The following is a 19085-nucleotide window of genomic DNA, read 5'->3' as shown; positions in this document are numbered from 1 at the left end:
TCAGCAGCACGAGAGCACCGCCGTTGCTTGCGTCGCCCGTCAGAACGCCGAGACGAATTCGCCCAGTTCGACCTGGATCGACTTGGTGCGTGTGTAGTGCGCCAGGGTCGTCAAACCGTTCTCGCGGCCCACGCCGGATTGCTTGTAGCCGCCCACAGGCATTTCGGCTGGCGATTCGCCCCAGGTGTTGATCCAGCAGATGCCCGCTTCGAGCTGATGAATGACGCGGTGGGCGCGGGCCAGATCCTGGGTGACGATGCCTGCAGCGAGGCCGTAGTCGGTGTCATTGGCACGGCGGATCACTTCCGCTTCGTCGTCGAAGATCAGGATGCTCATCACCGGGCCGAAGATTTCCTCACGCACGATGCGCATGTCATCCCGGCAGTCGCTGAACACGGTCGGTGCAACATAGGCGCCCTTGGCGTATTCACCTTCGGTCACCCGCGTTCCGCCGCAGAGCATCCGCGCGCCCTCGGCACGGCCCGACTCGATGTAATCGAGCACGCTGTCCATGTGTGCGTAGCCCACCAGCGGGCCGAAGTTGGTCCGCTCGTCCAGCGGATCACCCAGGCGGATACGCTTGACCCGCTCGAGGACCTTGGCTTCGAACCGCGCCTGCAGCGAACGCGGGATGAACACGCGGGTGCCGTTGGTGCACACCTGGCCGGAGCTGAAGAAGTTGGCCATGACCGCGATGTCTGCAGCACGGTTGAGGTTGGCGTCTTCGAAGATGATCAGCGGCGACTTGCCGCCCAGCTCCATGGTCACGTCCTTGAGCGAGGAGCTGGAGGCGCTGGCCATGACCTGCTTGCCGGTGCGGGTGCCTCCGGTGAAGGATATCTTCGCTATGCCCGGGTGCTCGGTGAGCCAGGTGCCGACTTCCCGGCCGCTGCCGGTGAGGACGTTGAACACGCCGTCTGGCAGGCCCGCTTCGGTATAGATCTCTGCCAGCTTCAGCGTGCTCAGAGAGGTCATTTCGCTGGGCTTGAAGATCATGGCATTGCCGGCTGCCAGTGCCGGCGCGGACTTCCACAGGGCGATCTGGATCGGGTAGTTCCAGGCGCCGATGCCCGCCACCACACCCAGCGGCTCGCGGCGGGTGTAGACGAAACTGGTGTCGCGCAACGGGATTTGTTCGCCTTCGATGGCCGGTACCAGGCCGGCGTAATACTCCAGTACATCGGCCCCGGTGACGATGTCGACCGCGCGGGTTTCAGTCAGCGGCTTGCCGGTGTCGAGGGTTTCCAGTTCGGCCAGTTCGTCGTTGCGTTCGCGCAGGATGTCCACCGCGCGGCGCAGGATGCGTGATCGCTGCATGGCGGTCATGGCGGCCCAGACCTTTTGTCCGGCCGCGGCGCTGGCGACCGCCTTGTCCACGTCGTCACGCGAGGCTCGCTGCAGTTCGGCGAGCACTGCGCCCGTCGCCGGGTTGACCGTCTCGAAGGTCGTGCCGCTGGTGGCGTCGACGTAACGGCCATCGATATAGAGTTGCTGGTGCTCGAAACGGGGCATGGTCATCCTCGCGCGGTGCGTGTGGGGGGTGGGGAGCAGCTCAGCGGTTGGCCAAGAGCTGATCCAGGTAGTCGTCGGCCAATTGCAGCGCCTGCTCGATATCGAAGTCATCGCCGGCCAGCGCGCCGCGCAGCCAGAGGCCGTCGATCAGTGCTGCCATGCCGCGTGCGGCCGAACGTGCCTTATCCTGCGGCAGGACGCGGCGGAACTCGCAGCAGAGGTTCGAATACAGGCGGTGGTCATTGATTCGCTGCAGGCGGTGCAGAGAGGGCTGGTGCATGCTGAATGCCCAGAACGCCAGCCAGGTTTTCATCGCCGGGCCATTGACCTGGCTGTCGTCGAAGTTGCCTTCGATGATGGCTTTCAGATGAGCGCGAGGACTGTCGTCGGCAAGCTGCTCGCGCCGCGTACGAACGGCCTGGTTGAGAGCTTTCATCAGGTGCCGCATGGTTGCTTCGAGCAGGCCGTTCTTGTCCTGGAAGTAGTGCGCGATGATGCCGTTCGACACGCCTGCCAGGCGCGCGATCATGGAAATGCTGGCGTCGCTCATGCCGACCTGGTCCACCGCCTCGAGCGTCGCGTGTATCAGCTGCTTGCGCCTTATAGGCTGCATACCAAGTTTGGGCATTTTTTGAGAATCCGGTCAGGTTTAGACTTGCAGCCAGACTAGAGTCTTCTTATTGAACGCTCAATCAATAAAGGAGCGGTTGTCGATATTCGGTATATGCGTGTCGCGCATCGAGTGCGGTGGACAAATGCACGGCCGATGTCACCAGCGCACCCGCGCGCAATGGCGTAGCGCATGCCGCAAGAGAGGTTATTGATATCGCCATACCCCATCTGACTGCGTGCCTGTATACGACTGCAGGGTGTCGAGCGACGCCCGCCAAAGGCATCGCTCGTGATGGGTAAAGAGCGGGGCGGTTATTCGAGCCACTCGGCGACGCGGTCCGGATGCTTTTCCACCCACTCGCGGGCGGCAGCTTCAGGCTTGGCGCCGTCGCGGATCGCCAGCATCACCTCGCCAACTTCCTCGGCGCCCCAGCTGAATTTCTTCAGGAAGGCCTCGGCTTCGGGAGCCTTGCTGGCGAGCCCCGGGTTGGCGACCGTATCGACGTGCTCGTCGTCACCGAAGACCTTCTTCGGGTCTTCCAGGAAGCGCAGATTCCACTTGGCGAACATCCAGTGCGGGATCCAGCCGGTGACGACGATCGGTTCTTTGGCCTTTTCCGCACGGGTCAGCGCGGTGGTCATGGCTGGGCCCGAGCTAGGCATCAGGCGCAGGTCCAGGTCGTATTGCTTGATCGCGTCCTCGGTGCGCCGCATGACACCGGCCCCGGCATCGATACCGGTGATCTTGCTGCCGAATGCCTCGCTGTACTGGTTGAGGTCCTCGATGCTTTTCGCCTCAACGTAGTCCGGCACGATCAGGCCGATCTTGGCGCCTTCGTAGTTGGTCCCGAGCACCACGATCTTGTCCTTCAGTTTCTCGAAGTATTCGCCGTGGGTGGCTGGCAGCCAGGCGGAGAGGGTGGCGTCGAGGTCACCGCGCGCCACGCCCTGCCACATGATGGCCGGTTCCACCGGTTGCAGCTTGACGGTGTAGCCCAGCTTGCTTTGCAGGATCTCGCCCGCCACGTGGGTGGCGGCGACGCTGTCGTCCCAACCGTTGACGTAGCCGATTTTCAGCGCGGGCTTATCCGCCGCCATGCTGGCCGCCATGCCGAGCGCCATGCTGGCGGCGCCGAGACCGCAAAGGAAATGCTTGATCAGACTCATGCGTGTTAGCTCCATGTCAGGAAAAGTGGCAGTGATGCCGACCGGGGCCCATACCAGGGCTCAAGGTTGTTGCCGGAGCCACACTTGCTAAGTGAGGCCCCACGCGCGGTTCCGATGCGCAGTCTGCGCACCGATAAGGGTGAAGCGGAGTGGGTTGGCTCTAGCCGAGCAGGGGCCTGGCGTGTCTGCCGAGGCGTCCTGGCTGGCTAGGTTCCGGTCAGAGACCGACGAACTTCTTCACGGCAGGGACGCCGTCCTGACCGTCCCGGGTGGTCACCCCGGCCAGCCACTGGTCGAGGGCGTCCGGATTGGCCTTGATCCATTGCTTCGCGACGGTCTGCGGATCGTCACGCTCGAGTGCCATCTGCATCAGCTCGCTTTCCATCGGCACGCTGAAGTGCAGGTTCTGCAGCAGCTTCCCGACGTTCGAGCAGCGCTCCAGATAGTCCTGCGGCACCACGGTAAACACCTTGGCGGCACCAAAGTCAGGCCCGAACACCTCGTCGCCACCGGCGAGGTAGGTCAGGTCATACTGGGAGTTCATCGGGTGAGGCGCCCAGCCGAGGAAGACCACGAGCTCCTTCTTCCGAATGGCGCGTTGCACCTGGACCAGCATGCCGGCTTCGCTGGACTCAACCATGCGGAAGTCACCAAGGCCGAACTGATCGCTCTTGATCATCTTCTCGATCAGCAGATTGCCGTCGTTGCCCGGCTCGATCGCATAGATCCGGCCGCCCAGCTGATCCTTGAACTTGGCGATGTCCTGGAAGCTTTTCAGCCCCGCGTCGGCCGCATAGGTGGGCACCGCCAGGGTGTATTTGGCGCCCACGAGGTTGGGCGATTCGAGCACCTTGACGCCACCGTCCTTGGCGAACGGCTCGATGACCGCGTCCATCGAGGGTGACCAATAGCCGAGAAACGCATCGATCTGCTTGTTCTTCACGCCGGTGAAGGCGATCGGCACGGACGCCATCACCTTGCTCGGGTCATAGCCCAGGCCTTCGGTCAGGACCATCGCCACGCCGGTGGTGGCAGCGATGTCCGCCCAGCCGATTTCAGCGAAACGCACCTTCTCACAGCTCGCCGGTTCCTGGCCCCATGCGCTCTGCAGCGCCGCGCAGGCGAGCAGGCCCACAGCCGTCGATATCGTCTTGAACGTCTTCATTCCGATTGCCTTATCTAGGAGTTGTGGGGCTATTGGCGCTGTTACTTGAGCTTGGCGCTTACCCAGGAATACCAGGTGGTCTTGTGCGTCACTTGCCTAGCGGTGCCAAAGCTTTCGGTGATGCGGTCCAGGATGATCGCCAGCAGAACCACCGCCATGCCGCTTTCGAAGCCGAGGCCGATGTCCAGTCGCTGAATGCTCGCCAGCACGTCATTGCCCAGGCCTCCGGCACCCACCATCGAGGCAATAATCACCATCGACAGCGCCATCATGATGGTCTGGTTCACCCCGGCCATGATCGACGGCATGGCGTTCGGCAGCTGCACCTTGAACAGCAGCTGCCGGCTGTTGCAGCCAAAGGACTGGCCAGCTTCTACGATTTCCTTGTTGACCTGGCGGATGCCCAGGTTGGTCAGGCGCACGGCCGGCGGCATGGCGAAGATCACCGTGGCGATGATGCCGGGCACGCGGCCGAGGCCGAACAGCATCGCCGCCGGGATCAAGTAGACGAACGCTGGCATGGTCTGCATGAAGTCCAGAATCGGACGGGTCACCATGGCCACCCGCTCATTGCGAGCCGACCAGATACCCAACGGAATGCCCAGTAACAGGCTGATCAGCGTGGCGGAGAAGGTCAGCCCCAGGGTTACAACGGTCTGTTCCCAGAAACCGGTGAGCACGATGAGAATGAAGGAAACGGCGGTAAAGGCCGCGAACCGAGCGCCAATGCGCCACAGGCCGAGGCCGACGAAAATGGCGATGAGCAGCCAGGCTGGCGGCAGCATCAATACAGCCTCGATGCCTTCGGAAAATCCGCTGACTACGCCGCCCAGGCTGTCGAAGGCGCCGCTGTAATTTTCCAGCAAGTGCTGGACGACGTTGTCGACCCAGCTACCCAGATCCAGTTGCTTATCCACGGTCAGTCCTCCTGCAGACGAGTCAGAAGGCGACCTTTACTGATGGCGCCCGCGTAAAACCCTTGGCTGTCTACCACTGGCATCGGTCCTTCGTTGCCCACCAGGCGCTCAATTACTTGGTCGAGCGGCTGGTCTTCGGTGAGCGGGTCGATCTGTTTCAGTACTTGTGCGTCGAGGCCGCAGGTCTGGCCGTTCTCGACCAGCAGGGCGATCCGTTCGAGGCTGATGGAACCTTGAAACTTGTTCTGTTCATCGACAACGAAGGCGTAGTGCTTGTCCAGGGCCTGCAGCTCCTGGCAGACCTGCATGGCGTCCGGCGCTTTGCCGTTGTGCACGTAGAGCGGAACGCTGTCGGCCTTGAGCTGGCCGGCTGTGAGGTAACGGGTGGTGTTGACGGTATCGAAGAAGTTGCGCACGTAGCTGCTGGCGGGATTGTCGATCAGCTCCTGCGGCGTGCCGACCTGGATCAGCTTGCCGCCTTCCATGATGCCGATGCGGTTGCCGATGCGCATGGCTTCCTCAATGTCATGGGAGACGAAGATGATGGTGCGCCGATGGATCTTCTGCAGCTCCAGCAGCACATCCTGCATTTCCCGACGTTTTAGCGGGTCGAGCGCGGAAAAGGCCTCATCCATGATGATCATCGAGGGGTTCACCGCCAGTGCTCTGGCCAAGCCAACCCGCTGCTGCATGCCGCCGGACAACTCGTGCGGGTATTTATGTGCAAAGGTATCGAGGCCGACCTGTGTGAGTACGGTCATGGCGCGCTCTTCACGATCCTTGCGGCTGACACCCGCAACCTCCAGGCCGAAGGCAGCGTTGTCCAACACCGAGCGCGAGGGCATCAAGGCGAAGGACTGAAAGACCATGCTCATATCGCGGCGACGTAGCTCGATGAGCTGAGCGTGGGGCAGTTTGGCGACATTCTGACCATCGATGAAGACATCACCGGCGCTGGGCTCGATCAGACGATTTATCAGGCGTATGAGGGTGGATTTGCCAGAGCCGGACAGGCCCATCAGGACGAAGATTTCGCCTTCCTCGACGCTGAACGACACATCGCTTACGCCGATGACCGCGCCGCGCTCGGCGAGAATCTTGTCCTTGCTCCAGCCTTGCTTGAGCAGGGTGATGGCTTCTTGTTCGTGGGGGCCGAAGACCTTGTACAGGTTCTCGACGACGATCTTTCCAGACTGCATGGGACGGTTCCCTCAGTAGACATCCAGCTCAGCTAACGGAGGCCGCAAGCGCACGCAGCGCTCGACGGCTGTCGCCGACTGCTTAATGGCGTAATCGGTTGTCATGTACCGGGCTGAAGTGGTCTTGCGGTCGCTCGACGGGCAGCAGTCGCCAGGCGAAATGAGCGACTCATCTCGCGCGTCTGCAGGCTCGGCGTCGTGGCGTTTCACCGCTGTGTCGTGACCGCTTCTACCCTTGGCAGTGCTAGTAAGTTCATCGTGGTTCGTACGCCCCCTGCGGAGCGGAACCGGTACCCATTATTGTTATCTGCTCAGACGTTGGGGACGGCTGAAGCTACATCGTGCAACGCCTCCAATCACCGCCGCATTAGGCGCCGGCTGTGGAACATGACTCAACGATAGGCCGCTTTGGGCGCGACAATTGCCGAGTTACGACGCCTACATACTGAACGGCGACATGGGGCCTTTTTTATTCAATAGCGAAAAAAATTCATCACGACGATGGTGCAGATTTCCGGCGGTTTGCTGGGAAGTGAACCATTACGGCGCATTCAGCCAGTAAAAGAAGCACTGGGGTGACGGAACTATGAGCGTAGGTCATGTTGCGGGCTCGGCTTGTTTCGCGTGACTCGGGACATCAGGGGTCTGCTCTGCCTCGATGGCCCTTGACGTGGCCGCGCAGTGCGGAACGGGGCAAGGGCCGCCGCAGCGACCCGAATCAGATGGCAGCAAAGGAGAGGCGCGGCCCTTCGTTTATCTGTAGCTAACGGTCTCGTAGTAAACGACCGGCTGGTGGCGATGGCCGTGCCGCCATCATTCATACGTCTCCAGGGTAATTGCGGCATGGCTGGTGGCAGCTTGGACAGCGGTTGCGCGTGGCAAGACCGGCTGGTCATAAACTGGGCAACCTGACGGGATTGGGCATGACCACGTCGGTGCCAGACTTCGATGTGTTCGCAAAACCACCATGATGGCGCCTGTCTTCAGGGCTTCCAGTGGAGCGTTTAGCGTGGCGATCAGCGTATTCGACCTTTTCAAAATCGGCATCGGGCCTTCCAGTTCCCATACCGTCGGACCGATGCTCGCCGGGGCGCTTTTTGTCGATGCCTTGCGCGAGCGCCAGATGCTCGAGCGGGTATGGCGAGTCGAAGTGCGCCTGTATGGCTCGCTGTCGGCCACCGGGGTCGGGCATGGCACCGACAACGCCGTGATCATGGGCCTGATGGGCGAGCGACCGGACGTTATCGATCCGGAGCAGATCGCCCCGCGCATCGCCGCGCTTCGATCCTGCGGCCAGCTACGGCTCGACGGGCACTGGCCGGTCGCGTTCGACTGGTCCAGAGACCTGCTCCTGCTAGAGGAAAATCTGCCGTATCACCCCAATGCCGTCACATTCATCGCGTACGGGCATTCCGGTGTGCTGCACGAGGACACCTATTACTCCGTCGGCGGCGGATTCGTGGTCAACGCCGAACAGGCCGCCGCCGGGCTGCTGGACCAGGACCACACCGTACTGCCCTATGATTTTTCCAATGCCGTCGAACTTCTGGTGCTGTGCAAGCGCCACGGCATGCGCGTCAGCGAATTGATGATGGCCAACGAGATGGCCTGGCGCAGCGAGGCGGAGATTCGCCAGGGGCTGTTGCGCCTGTGGGAGGCAATGAAGCTGTGTGTCACCAATGGCTTGCGGCATGAAGGCATATTGCCCGGCGGACTGAAGGTGCGGCGGCGTGCCGCCAGGCTGCACCAGAACCTGTTGGAGCTGGGCAAGCCGAATGTCATCGGCACGACCATGAGCGCCATGGAGTGGGTGAACCTGTTCGCCCTGGCGGTCAACGAGGAAAACGCAGCGGGCGGACGCATGGTTACGGCGCCCACCAACGGCGCGGCGGGCATCATTCCGGCTGTACTGCACTACTACATGAAATTCCATCCGGAAGCGTCCGACAACGACGTGGTCGACTACCTGCTCGCCGCGGCGGCGATTGGCATTCTGTGCAAGAAGAACGCATCCATTTCGGGCGCTGAGGTGGGTTGTCAGGGTGAGGTGGGTTCCGCCTGCGCCATGGCCGCGGCCGGCCTGGCCGAACTGCTCGGCGCGACCCCCGAGCAGTTGGAGAACGCGGCGGAAATCGGTCTTGAGCACAACCTGGGACTAACCTGCGACCCCGTCGGCGGGTTGGTGCAGGTGCCCTGTATCGAGCGCAACGCGATCGCCGCGATGAAGGCGATCAATGCGGCGCAGATGGCGATGCGCGGTGACGGCGAGCATTTCATCTCGCTCGACCGTGTCATTCGCACGATGCGTGACACGGGGGCCGACATGCACGACAAGTACAAAGAAACGTCCCGTGGCGGCCTGGCGGTCAATGCCATCGAGTGCTGAGTCGAACGGGTGCATCGGGCCCTTCGTGACGGCCCGTTGCGGTGCATTCATCGCCCAGCGCGGGCGCTCGAAGCCAGTCACTGCACCCTGACTGTTACCCATCCCTGTTACCTGAAAGCGACAGTGTGCGAATCGCGCCAATAGGCGCCCCACACTGCTACCAAAGTGCTCACAGGCAGATAACCCCCGACCTTTACACTGTTCTGTCTGCGTCACGCGAGGCGCATGACGGGGGCGTTTCAGAAGGTGCTTAGTTTTAATTGAACGCGCATTCAAAGTAGGCACGCTGTTTGCCTTCTTTATAAGCAAAACCCGGCGCTAGCCAGCGCTGCACACTACAAGAAAAAGAGCCTCTTCAAAGGCTCGTGAAAATTGCCTACCGTGAGGGTCCGTCATGTCACAGATCAACCCCGGGTCACAGCCCCCGAACCGGCTCCCACAGACCATCGGCTTTCTGCTGCTGGAAAATTTCACCCTGATTTCCCTGGCCTCGGCCGTGGAACCGCTGCGGATGGCCAATCAGCTGTCCGGCAAAGAGCTGTACCGCTGGTTCACCGTGACCCAGTCGGGACTGCCCGTCAGCGCCAGCGACGGCCTGCAGATCACGCCGGACGCCAGCTTCGAGACCGCGCCCAGCCTGGACAGCGTCATCGTTTGCGGCGGTGTGGATATTCAACACAGCGTGACGCGCGAGCATCTGCATTGGCTGCAGACGCAAGCGCGTCATGGCCGTCAGCTGGGCGCGGTGTGCACCGGCAGTTGGGCGTTGGCCAAGGCCGGCTTGCTCGATGGCTATGACTGCAGCGTGCATTGGGAATGCCTGGCCGCGATGCAGGAAGCCTTCCCGCGTACCTCCGTCACCCCCCGGCTGTTCTCCATCGATCGCAATCGCCACACCGCCTCCGGCGGCACTGCGCCCATGGATCTGATGCTGCAACTGATTGGCGCCCGGCATGGACGTGAACTGGCCGCGGCCATCTCCGACATGTTCATGTATGAGCGCATCCGCAGTGAACAGGATCTACAGCGCGTTCCTCTCAAGCACATGCTGGGCACCAACCAGCCGAAGCTGCTCGAGATCGTGGCCCTGATGGAGGCCAACCTCGAAGAGCTGATCGACCTGGACGAACTGGCCTGCTACGTGAACGTATCGCGGCGCCAGCTCGAGCGACTGTTCCAGAAATACCTGCACTGTTCGCCGTCGCGCTATTACCTCAAGCTGCGGCTGATTCGCGCGCGTCAGCTGCTCAAGCAGACGCCGATGTCGATTATCGAAGTGGCTTCGGTGTGCGGCTTCGTCTCGACCCCGCACTTCTCCAAGTGCTACCGCGAGTTCTTCGGCATTCCGCCGCGTGACGAGCGTTCGGGCCAGCAGTCGGCGCAGGTGGTTGCGCTGATACCGCGCCCGGGCGAGGCCAACAGAAATCCCGCCACTGTCGCAGCGTTGCAGCGTGCTCAGGGTGAGTCGACATTCGCCAGCGTGCGCATCTGACGTAGCGCACGCTCTGGTTGATAAAGGTGGGTGACGCTGTCATCCACCTTTTTTTGCGGTTTTTGGCTAGAGGCTGCGCGCTGTTTTGTTACGACACTGCTTGCTTCGGAACTGCTTGTTTCGAGCTGTGGCCATGGCGCACCTGTGACGCCGCCATGCAACGTCACAGGTGACCGGCACGGTCTAGTTGGCGCGCACCAGTGCGGGAAGTAGATTGCGGCATATGGCCTCGCGGACCGACGGTAGCAGGGTGGCAGAGCCGCCCAGCAGTTCCTCGACCAGTCGACGTAGCGCCTGCGCGCGTTCCCGGGACAGACCGACAACGGCGCGCTCACAGGCTTGTTCAGCCGACACCCCACACGGAATCTCAAAGCCCAGCGCCACCAGGCGGTCTCGGAAATCGTCCTGGTCGATCAGGTCGGCATGCATCATCGTTCTTGCTCCTTTGGCTTCGATAGGCGAGGCGGCTGGCTCAGCGCAGCACGCCTTCTTCGCGCAACAGTTTGAATATGGCTTCGGCACCGGCTTGCGGCGACACATCCTTGAGTACCTGTCCTGCACCGCCGGAGGTCTTGGCGGTGGCCGCTTTCATCCGTTCGGCGCCAGTCTTGGCCTTGATCACCTTGAGCCGCTTGGGGCGCGGGCGCGCCGGCTGTAGCTGCGCCTCGTCCAGCATGCTGTCTTCGATGACGGCGACGTCCTCGGCGTGCAGCTCGCCACGGCGAGCCGGGCCAAAGGCGTTCTGGCGTGCCACCGGGGCAGCATTGTCGACGCTGGCAACGAACGGCAGGCGTACCTTCAGCCGGCGCCGCTGACCGCGGGGCAGGGCCTGCAGGACCTGCGCCACACCGTTTTCGATCTTTTCTACCTCGGCCAGGCCGACCACCAGTGGCCAGCCCAAACGCTCGGCCAGTAGGTAAGGCAGGAGGCCGGAACCTTCGCCGGTTTCCGCCTGACTGCCGGTCAGCACCAGATGGACCCCGGCATCCAACAGGTAATTGTTCAGCAGTGGCAGGGCGTCGCAATGGCTGGGCTGTTCGAGCACAGTCATCTCGCTCAGGCCCATGCCCAGGTAAGCGCGCAGCGCCTCCTCTTGCGGATTGCCGGCATGCAGCAGCTGCAGTTGGTCGCCCACCAGTCGCAGGCCAAGCTCGACTGCGCGGGCATCCTGCTCGGCACGGCGGGGGCGGCCCGAGGTCGGATGAGCGCCGATCGAGACCAGGGTGATGACGTTCAGGTCAGTCATGGCGCGACTCCGTAGGGTGGAAGACGCTTCCTTCTTCCAGCATCAATGTGCAGTCTTTCCCGGCGGATGGGTGAAGCGTCATCCACCCTACGGGGTTTTCGTGAGCTCGCTGTTCATGCCGCATCGCGGGCGCCTCCTTGGCGGTATTCAGTGACCAGCTCGACCAGCGCAGCGAGGATCTCCCTGGAGTCCCCGATGACCGACAGGTCGGCACGCTTGATCATGTCGCAGCCAGGATCCATGTTTATCGCCACGACCTTGTCGCAGGCGCTGATGCCCTGCAGGTGCTGAATGGCGCCGGAAATGCCGATGGCCAGGTAGACCCGCGCGGTGACCCAGGTGCCGGTTGCGCCGACCTGGCGGTTGCGCGGCATGAAGCCATCGTCGACTGCCACGCGGGAGGCGCCTTCGGTGGCGCCAAGCGCCTCGGCGGCCTGGTGGAACTGGTCCCAGTCCTTGACGCCGTTGCCGCCGGAGAGAATGAACTCGGCTTCGGCCATGGGGATCAAGGCCGGGTCGACTGCTACCGCACCGAGGTCTTCTATGCGTGGCAGGCAGCGGGTGATCGGGTGCTCGAGGGGCAGGGCACGCGCTTCGTGGCGGGTGTCGCTGACCGGATCGGCACACTCGACGGCGGCGAGAATCAGGCGTGGCGCCTGGCGTACCAGGTCCTGCTGGCCAGCTCCGGCGCGGCCGATGCACTGGTTGTCGGCGACCTGCCAGACGCGGGTGGCCGCACGCTCGCCGAGCTTGGCGCCGAGGCGGCGACCCAGTTCACCCCCGCCGGTGCGGCTGTCTGGCAACAACCAGTGGCGTGGCGCCAGCTGGCTTTCCACCGCGCTGAGGGCCAGCACCCGCGCTTCCGGCGCGTAGCCGTCGAAGGCCTCGCCCTCGATGTGCACCAGGCGGTCGATGCCGGCGGTATCGAAGGCGGTTTCCTTGTAGTCGCCAAAGACCACGGCGACCACGGCGCCGGTATCGCCGGCCAGTTTGTTGGCCAGGCCGAGCAGATCCTTGTCGTGACTGGTGAGGCGGCCGCCGACCATGTCCGGCACCACCGCGATATGAAAGGCCGGCTGCTCGACTACGTGCAGTGGCAATTGCACCACCGCGTTGGCCGCACTGCGCTTGGCGCTGCCGCCTTGCTGGGCGCCGCTGCGGTCGATGCGCTTGAGGCCATTGGGCCCGATGAAGCCGACCGCGTGGGGATTTTTGCGCAGGATGCCGTTGGGGCCGGTCCAGCTGGTTTCGCCGCCCGCTGCGGCCGAGGCCATGGCGGCGTGCAGCGGATGCAGGCGGTTACGGGCGATCCACTCGGCGCGAGGGTCGCGGCGGATGATGTCGCTCATCAGTGCACCTCCAGGGATTCAGACTTGGCCGCTGCGGGCTTTTTTGCTGGCGCAGGTTTCTCCAGCAATACGTCGGCGACCAGTTCGGCGATGTCTTTGATCTGCGGCCGCGGCTCGACAACACCTTCGAGCATCGCGGTGCACTGCGGGCAGCCCACGGCGACCAGCTCGGCGCCGGTCTCCTTGATGTCCACCATGCGCATGTCGGGAATCCGTTGCTTGCCGGGAATATCGGTAATCGGCGCGCCGCCACCACCGCCGCAGCAGCGCGAGCGGAAGCCGGAACGCTCCATTTCCTTGACCTCGATGCCGATGGCCTTGAGCACGCTGCGCGGCGCTTCGTACTCGCCGTTGTAGCGGCCCAGGTAGCAGGGATCGTGATAGGTCACGCTGCCGCCCTTGTGCTGACCCAGGCTGAGTTTCTGCCCGCGGATCAGCTCTTCCATGTAGGTGCTGTGGTGCAGTACCTGATATTCGCCACCCAGTGCGCCGTATTCGTTCTTCAGCACATGGAAGCTGTGGGGGTCGCAGCTGACAATCTTGTTGAAGTGGTACTTGGCCAGGGTCTCGATGTTGCGTTTGGCCAGCGACTGGAAGGTCGCTTCGTCACCCAGGCGGCGTGCCACGTCACCGCTGTCACGCTCCTCCAGGCCGAGGACGGCGAAGTCGACGTCGGCAGCTTTTAGAACCTTGACGAAAGCGCGCAGGGTGCGCTGGTTGCGCATGTCGAAGGCACCGTCGCCGACCCAGAACAGCACGTCGACCTGTTTCTTCTCGCTCATCAGTGGCAGGTTGAGGTCGGCGGCCCAGTTGAGGCGACCACCGGGAGCGAAGCCGCCCGGGTTATCGGTGGCGATCAGGTTGTCCAGCACCTCGGCGCCCTTGTTGGGCGTCGCACCCTTTTCCAGGGTGAGGTGGCGGCGCATGTCGACGATGGCATCGACGTGCTCGATCATCATCGGGCACTCCTCGACGCAGGCGCGGCAGGTGGTGCAGGACCACAGCGTTTCCGCCTCGACCAGGCCCTTGCCTTCGGCGAAGACGATGGGCTGGTGCGGGTTGCCGCCGTGCTCTCCCACCGGGATGCCGGGGTAGGGGCTGCCGAAGTAACCCTTGTCACTGCCACCGGCGAGGCCGACAACCATGTCCTGAATCAGCTTCTTCGGGTTCAGCGGCTGGCCGGCGGCGAAGGCCGGGCACGCTGCCTCGCAACGACCGCACTGCACGCAGGCATCGAAGCCGAGCAGCTGGTTCCAGGTGAAGTCCTTGGGTTTTTCCACGCCCAGCGGTGCCTTCGGATCGGTCAGATCCAATGCCTTGAGGCCGCTGGAACGGGCCGCGCTGGCGTTGTGCGGGGTGCGGAAACGCTCAGGACGGCGGTGCCAGGCCAGGTGCAGGGCACCGGCGAAGGCATGCTTCATCGGCCCGCCCCAGGTCATGCCGAAGAACATCTCCGAGACACCCCAGGCCACGCCAAGTGCCAACACAGCTGCGAGGATCCAGCCACCGAAATCTTCCGGCAGGATGCCGGCCACCGGCAGGGTGGCGATGAAGAAGCTGAACGAGAACATCAGCAAGCTCTTCGGAAGGCGCATCCAGGGGCCTTTCGACAGCCGTGCCGGCGGGTTGCGGCGGCGTTTGGCGACGAACAGCGCACCGACGAACATCAGCACGCAAGCGGCGAGCAGGGCGAAGCCGAGAATCCGGCTCTGCAGACCGAAGCCGTGCACGATGATCGCCAGTACAGCCGCCAGGACAAAGCCGCCAGCCGTGGCGACGTGAGTCTTGGACATGTACTTGTCGCGTTCGACCACATGGTGCAGATCGACCAGGTAGCGCCGTGGCATGGCCATCAGGCCACCGAGCCAGTCGACCTTGGCCGGCCGACCGCGGCGCCACATGGCAAAGCGCCTGCCTGCGCCGAGTACGGCAAGCGCGAGGGCGGCGAACAGGAGAATGGGAAGAATGGTGTTCAACATGTGAGGCTCCCACCGCCAATGTCAGGGGGTGATGCGTTTCAGTCCTTCGCCCCTCCGGAAAGAGGGTCAGGGTGAGCAGTTGGTCTGCGGGACCGACCCTCACCCCAGCCCTCTCCCCAAAAAGGGAGAGGGAGCCAGACCGGGTCAGACCGTCAACGTTGCGCTGGACTTAAAAGTCCTTGCACAGCCGTAGCGCGTCATAGATCGCCGCGTGGGTGTTGCGTTGCGCCACGCAGTCGCCGATGCGGAACAGCAGGTAACCGTCGCCGCTCTGCGAAAGGCAGGGCTGCGGCTGGATCGCGAACAACGCCTCGACGTCGATCTGGCCCTTATTGCGCGAGCCTTCCTTGAGTGCGTAGTACAGGCGCTCGTCAGGACGCACACCGTTCTCCACCACCACCTGATCGACCACCCGCTCTTCCTGTGCGCCGGTGTATTCGTTCTCCAGCACTGCAACCAGCTTGTCGCCCTCGCGGTAGACCTTTTCCAGCATCAGGTCGCCGGTCATGATCACTTCCTTCGGGTACAGGCTGCGGTAGTAGGTCGGGAAGCTGGTGCCGCCAATCGCCACGCCGGGCTTGATGTCATCGGTGACGATTTCCACCTTGGCGCCTTTCTCGGCGATGAAGTCGGCCACCGACATGCCGGTGAACTCGCAGATGGTGTCGTAGACCAGCACGTTGTTGCCGGGCGCCACCTTGCCGTCGAGGATGTCCCAGCTGCTGACGACCAGGCCTTCTTCCGCACCCCAATGCTCGTTCTGCTCGATGAACGGGTGGCCGCCGTTGGCCAGCACCACGATGTCCGGACGCAGATCGAGAATGGTCTCCGAATCTGCACCGGTGCCCAGGCGAAGGTCGACGCCGAGGCGTGCGATTTCCAGCTGGAACCAGCGGGTGATGCCCGCCATCTGGTCACGTTGCGGTGCCTTGGCGGCGAGGTTGATCTGCCCGCCGAGGCTGTCCTTTTTCTCGAACAGGGTGACGTCATGGCCGCGTTCGGCGGCGACGCGCGCGGCCTCCATACCGGCCGGACCACCGCCAACGATCACCACCTTGCGCTTGGGCCCGGTGGATTTTTCGATGATGTGCGGCAGGCCCATGTATTCCCGGCTGGTGGCCGCGTTCTGGATACAGAGCACGTCCAGACCCTGATACTGACGGTCGATGCAGTAGTTGGCGCCGACACACTGTTTGATCTGGTCCACCTGGCCCATCTTGATCTTGGCGATCAGGTGCGGGTCGGCGATGTGGGCGCGGGTCATGCCGACCATGTCCACGTAGCCGCCCTCGAGGATGCGCTGGGCCTGGTTCGGGTCCTTGATGTTCTGCGCATGCAGGACCGGGACGTTGACCACTTCCTTGATGCCGGCGGCCAGGTGCAGGAACGGCTCCGGCGGATAGCTCATGTTTGGAATGACGTTGGCCAGGGTGTTGTGGGTGTCGCAACCCGAGCCGATCACGCCGAAGAAGTCGACCATGCCGGTGGCATCGTAGTACTTGGCGATTTCTTTCATGTCCTCATGGGTGAGGCCGTCCGGGTGGAACTCGTCACCGGTGATGCGCATGCCGACGCAGAAGTCGTCACCCACCTCGGCGCGCACGGCCTTGAGCACTTCCAGGCCGAACTTCATGCGCCCTTCGAAGGTGCCACCCCACTCGTCGGTACGCTTGTTCACCCGCGGCGACCAGAACTGGTCGATCAGGTGCTGGTGCACGGCGGACAGCTCGACGCCGTCCAGGCCGCCTTCCTTGGCGCGGCGTGCGGCCTGAGCGTAGTTGCCGATGATGCGCCAGATCTCTTCCGGCTCGATGGTCTTGCAGGTGGCGCGGTGTACGGGTTCGCGAATACCCGACGGCGACATCAGGGTCGGCCAGTTGAAGCCGTCCCAGCGCGAGCGACGGCCCATGTGGGTAATCTGGATCATGATCTTGGCGCCATGCTTGTGCATGGCGTCAGCCAGGTTCTGGAAGTGAGGGATGATCCGGTCGGTGGCCAGGTTCACCGAAGACCACCATTCCTGCGGGCTATCGATGGCGACGACCGAGGAGCCGCCACAGATCGCCAGGCCGATGCCGCCCTTGGCTTTCTCTTCGTAATACTTCACATAACGCTCGGTGGTCATACCGCCGTCGGTGGCGTAGACCTCGGCGTGGGCGGTGCTGATCACGCGGTTGCGGATGGTCAGTTTGCCGATCTGGATCGGCTGGAACATTGCTTCGAAAGCCATTGCGGCACCCTCACGGAAAAGCAGCCTAGCGTTTTCTTTGTGGGGAGCTTGCGCGGCGATACTGTCGCCACGAAGCCCCTCTCACATACCTTTTTTTTAGAGTGGTTTGACGCGGAACAGGCCGTGGTCGTGGCCTTCCTGCGAGGCGCCGTAGACCTGTTCGGCGACGGTACGGATGCTGCTGCCCTGCGCTTGGAGAATCTGATCCATGGCGCCGGCGAACCAGCCGGTGAACATGTAATCCACCGGACGCCCGCATTTGCCGTAGACGTAGACGAAAGCCGAGTGGTCCAGGCGGACCTCGCAGGTGCCGGCGTCCAGGTCGATTGACTCGATCTTGAACAGGCCCCAACCGCGCTGCGAAAGGCGCTTCATGTAGTGCTCGAAGACTTCCACACCGACCAGCCCGTGGCATTCGGCTTCCTTCTCGCACCAGTGCCAGGCGGACTTGTAGCCAGCCTTGTAGAGAATCTCGGCGTACTTCTCGGCGCCGAGCGCTTCCTCGATGCCGATGTGGTTGTTGACGAAGAAATGCCTCGGCACGTAGAGCATCGGCAGGGCGTCGGTGGTCCAGACGCCGGTTTCGTCGTCGACCTGGATGGGCATTTCGGGGGCGTGGGTGGACATGTGGATAACTCCGAATTCAAGTCTGGTGTAGGGTGGATGGCGCGTTATCCATCTACCAGGAAGTTCAGTCACCATGCGGTGGGGTGGTGGATGAAAACAGCGTCAACTACGCGTCCCGATCCACCCTAGGGTGTCGTGTCAGGCTTACTCGCCCCAGACGTCCTTCAGGACGCGTACCCAGTTTTCGCCCATCACCTTGCGCACAATGCGCTCGGGCATGCCGCGCTTGAGCAGGGTCTCGGTGAGGTTGGGGAATTCGCCCACGGTGCGGATGCCCAGCGGGTTGACGATCTTGCCGAAGCTGGTCAGGCGGCGTGCATAACCCTTGTCGTGGGTCAGCCACTCGAAGAAGGTCTGGTCGTGGCCCTGGGTGAAGTCCGTGCCGATGCCGATCGCGTCTTCGCCAACGATGTTCATCACGTACTCGATGGCCTCGGCGTAGTCGTCGATGGTCGAGTCGATGCCCTTGGCCAGGAAGGGCGCGAACATGGTCACGCCGACGAAACCGCCGTGGTCGGCGATGAACTTCAGTTCTTCGTCGGACTTGTTGCGCGGGTGTTCTTTCAGGCCGGATGGCAGGCAATGCGAGTAGCAGACCGGTTTTTCCGACGCGAGGATGACTTCCTCGCTGGTCTTGCTGCCGACGTGGGAGAGGTCGCACATGATGCCGACGCGGTTCATCTCGGCGACGACCTCATGCCCGAACCCGGACAGCCCGCCGTCGCGCTCGTAGCAGCCGGTGCCGACCAGGTTCTGGGTGTTGTAGCACATCTGCACGATGCCGACGCCGAGCTGCTTGAACACTTCGACGTAGCCGAGCTGGTCCTCGAAGGCGTGGGCGTTCTGGAAGCCGAACAGGATGCCTGTCTTGCCCAGTTCCTTGGCTTTACGAATGTCGGCGGTGGTGCGCACCGGCATCACCAGGTCGCTGTTTTCGCGGATCAGCTTCTGGCTGGCGGCGATGTTGTTGACTGTGGCCTGGAACCCTTCCCATACCGAGACGGTGCAGTTGGCGGCCGTCAAACCACCCTTGCGCATGTCCTCGAACAGTTCGCGGTTCCATTTGGCGATGATCAGACCGTCAATGACGATGCTGTCAGCGTGCAGTTCGGTTGGGTTCATCAGGTAACTCCCCAGTGCGGCTCATCGAATCGTTTGTCGATGCTTGGCGGCAGCTTATCCCTGGGGGGGATGTCGTCCCGAT

At 62.8% G+C, this 19085-nt stretch carries 15 protein-coding genes; 2 read left to right on the top strand and 13 right to left on the bottom strand.

Annotated elements, in window-relative coordinates:
- Positions 1-39: 39 nt before the first annotated feature.
- The 6 genes from betB to ACQKEK_RS19280 all read right to left on the bottom strand — a co-directional run bounded on the left by betB (position 40) and on the right by ACQKEK_RS19280 (position 6572).
- Positions 40-1512, bottom strand: a complete 1473-nt coding sequence (gene betB / locus ACQKEK_RS19305; protein WP_499143287.1) for a betaine-aldehyde dehydrogenase — start codon at positions 1510-1512, stop codon at positions 40-42.
- 40 nt (positions 1513-1552) lie between these two features.
- Complete coding sequence (gene betI / locus ACQKEK_RS19300) at positions 1553-2140, bottom strand: transcriptional regulator BetI (RefSeq protein ID WP_499143288.1); 588 nt, start codon at positions 2138-2140, stop codon at positions 1553-1555.
- A 296-nt stretch (positions 2141-2436) separates the two neighbouring features.
- Entirely contained in the window at positions 2437-3291 is an 855-nt protein-coding gene (locus ACQKEK_RS19295; protein WP_499143289.1) for a glycine betaine ABC transporter substrate-binding protein, read from the bottom strand.
- Positions 3292-3508: 217 nt separating this feature from the next.
- Entirely contained in the window at positions 3509-4456 is a 948-nt protein-coding gene (choX, locus tag ACQKEK_RS19290; RefSeq protein WP_499143291.1) for a choline ABC transporter substrate-binding protein, read from the bottom strand.
- Positions 4457-4497: 41 nt separating this feature from the next.
- On the bottom strand, positions 4498-5373 hold the full coding sequence (locus ACQKEK_RS19285; RefSeq protein ID WP_499143292.1) for an ABC transporter permease: 876 nt from the start codon (positions 5371-5373) through the stop codon (positions 4498-4500).
- A gap of 2 nt (positions 5374-5375) precedes the next feature.
- Positions 5376-6572 (bottom strand): quaternary amine ABC transporter ATP-binding protein, encoded by a 1197-nt coding sequence (locus tag ACQKEK_RS19280; protein WP_499143294.1) that lies wholly within the window; start codon positions 6570-6572, stop codon positions 5376-5378.
- Positions 6573-7581: 1009 nt separating this feature from the next.
- On the opposite strand from ACQKEK_RS19280, the gene ACQKEK_RS19275 reads away from it, so the two are divergent.
- Positions 7582-8958: an L-serine ammonia-lyase gene (locus tag ACQKEK_RS19275; protein ID WP_064481444.1), complete on the top strand. Its 1377-nt coding sequence runs from the start codon at positions 7582-7584 to the stop codon at positions 8956-8958.
- A gap of 394 nt (positions 8959-9352) precedes the next feature.
- Positions 9353-10450: a choline metabolism transcriptional regulator GbdR gene (gene gbdR / locus ACQKEK_RS19270; RefSeq protein WP_499143296.1), complete on the top strand. Its 1098-nt coding sequence runs from the start codon at positions 9353-9355 to the stop codon at positions 10448-10450.
- A gap of 183 nt (positions 10451-10633) precedes the next feature.
- Here gbdR and ACQKEK_RS19265 read toward each other — a convergent pair whose 3' ends face one another.
- The 7 genes from ACQKEK_RS19265 to ACQKEK_RS19235 all read right to left on the bottom strand — a co-directional run bounded on the left by ACQKEK_RS19265 (position 10634) and on the right by ACQKEK_RS19235 (position 19003).
- Positions 10634-10882: a hypothetical protein gene (locus tag ACQKEK_RS19265; protein ID WP_064481446.1), complete on the bottom strand. Its 249-nt coding sequence runs from the start codon at positions 10880-10882 to the stop codon at positions 10634-10636.
- A 40-nt stretch (positions 10883-10922) separates the two neighbouring features.
- Positions 10923-11696, bottom strand: a complete 774-nt coding sequence (etfB, locus tag ACQKEK_RS19260; RefSeq protein WP_499143299.1) for an electron transfer flavoprotein subunit beta — start codon at positions 11694-11696, stop codon at positions 10923-10925.
- A 113-nt stretch (positions 11697-11809) separates the two neighbouring features.
- Entirely contained in the window at positions 11810-13045 is a 1236-nt protein-coding gene (gene etfA, locus ACQKEK_RS19255; protein WP_499143300.1) for an electron transfer flavoprotein subunit alpha, read from the bottom strand.
- Positions 13045-15024, bottom strand: coding sequence for a dimethylglycine demethylation protein DgcB (gene dgcB / locus ACQKEK_RS19250; protein WP_499143302.1), 1980 nt, complete (start codon positions 15022-15024; stop codon positions 13045-13047). The genes etfA and dgcB overlap by 1 nt, the downstream gene beginning before the upstream one ends.
- A gap of 169 nt (positions 15025-15193) precedes the next feature.
- The gene (gene dgcA, locus ACQKEK_RS19245; protein WP_064481450.1) at positions 15194-17254 is read right to left on the bottom strand and encodes a dimethylglycine demethylation protein DgcA; all 2061 of its coding nucleotides are present in this window, start codon (positions 17252-17254) and stop codon (positions 15194-15196) included.
- 96 nt (positions 17255-17350) lie between these two features.
- Positions 17351-17881, bottom strand: a complete 531-nt coding sequence (locus ACQKEK_RS19240; protein WP_064481451.1) for a 4-vinyl reductase — start codon at positions 17879-17881, stop codon at positions 17351-17353.
- A gap of 144 nt (positions 17882-18025) precedes the next feature.
- A complete protein-coding gene (locus ACQKEK_RS19235; protein WP_499143305.1) occupies positions 18026-19003 on the bottom strand; it encodes a dipeptidase in 978 nt (325 codons plus the stop codon).
- Between the last annotated feature and the right edge of the window lie 82 nt (positions 19004-19085).

The organism is Pseudomonas sp. NPDC077408 (assembly GCF_050269105.1).
GTDB lineage: Bacteria > Pseudomonadota > Gammaproteobacteria > Pseudomonadales > Pseudomonadaceae > Stutzerimonas.
Note: the sequence above shows the minus strand (reverse complement) of the source record. Positions and strands in the feature narration are given on the sequence as shown.

What these genes read in the sequence shown, in the direction of transcription:
- etfA (WP_499143300.1), bottom strand. Translation starts at nt 13,045, where the DNA reads ATGAGCGACATCATCCGCCGCGACCCTCGCGCCGAGTGGATCGCCCGT.
- choX (WP_499143291.1), bottom strand. Translation starts at nt 4,456, where the DNA reads ATGAAGACGTTCAAGACGATATCGACGGCTGTGGGCCTGCTCGCCTGC.
- gbdR (WP_499143296.1), top strand. Translation starts at nt 9,353, where the DNA reads ATGTCACAGATCAACCCCGGGTCACAGCCCCCGAACCGGCTCCCACAG.
- etfB (WP_499143299.1), bottom strand. Translation starts at nt 11,696, where the DNA reads ATGACTGACCTGAACGTCATCACCCTGGTCTCGATCGGCGCTCATCCG.
- dgcA (WP_064481450.1), bottom strand. Translation starts at nt 17,254, where the DNA reads ATGGCTTTCGAAGCAATGTTCCAGCCGATCCAGATCGGCAAACTGACC.
- ACQKEK_RS19280 (WP_499143294.1), bottom strand. Translation starts at nt 6,572, where the DNA reads ATGCAGTCTGGAAAGATCGTCGTCGAGAACCTGTACAAGGTCTTCGGC.
- betI (WP_499143288.1), bottom strand. Translation starts at nt 2,140, where the DNA reads ATGCCCAAACTTGGTATGCAGCCTATAAGGCGCAAGCAGCTGATACAC.
- betB (WP_499143287.1), bottom strand. Translation starts at nt 1,512, where the DNA reads ATGCCCCGTTTCGAGCACCAGCAACTCTATATCGATGGCCGTTACGTC.
- ACQKEK_RS19235 (WP_499143305.1), bottom strand. Translation starts at nt 19,003, where the DNA reads ATGAACCCAACCGAACTGCACGCTGACAGCATCGTCATTGACGGTCTG.
- dgcB (WP_499143302.1), bottom strand. Translation starts at nt 15,024, where the DNA reads ATGTTGAACACCATTCTTCCCATTCTCCTGTTCGCCGCCCTCGCGCTT.
- ACQKEK_RS19265 (WP_064481446.1), bottom strand. Translation starts at nt 10,882, where the DNA reads ATGATGCATGCCGACCTGATCGACCAGGACGATTTCCGAGACCGCCTG.
- ACQKEK_RS19240 (WP_064481451.1), bottom strand. Translation starts at nt 17,881, where the DNA reads ATGTCCACCCACGCCCCCGAAATGCCCATCCAGGTCGACGACGAAACC.
- ACQKEK_RS19295 (WP_499143289.1), bottom strand. Translation starts at nt 3,291, where the DNA reads ATGAGTCTGATCAAGCATTTCCTTTGCGGTCTCGGCGCCGCCAGCATG.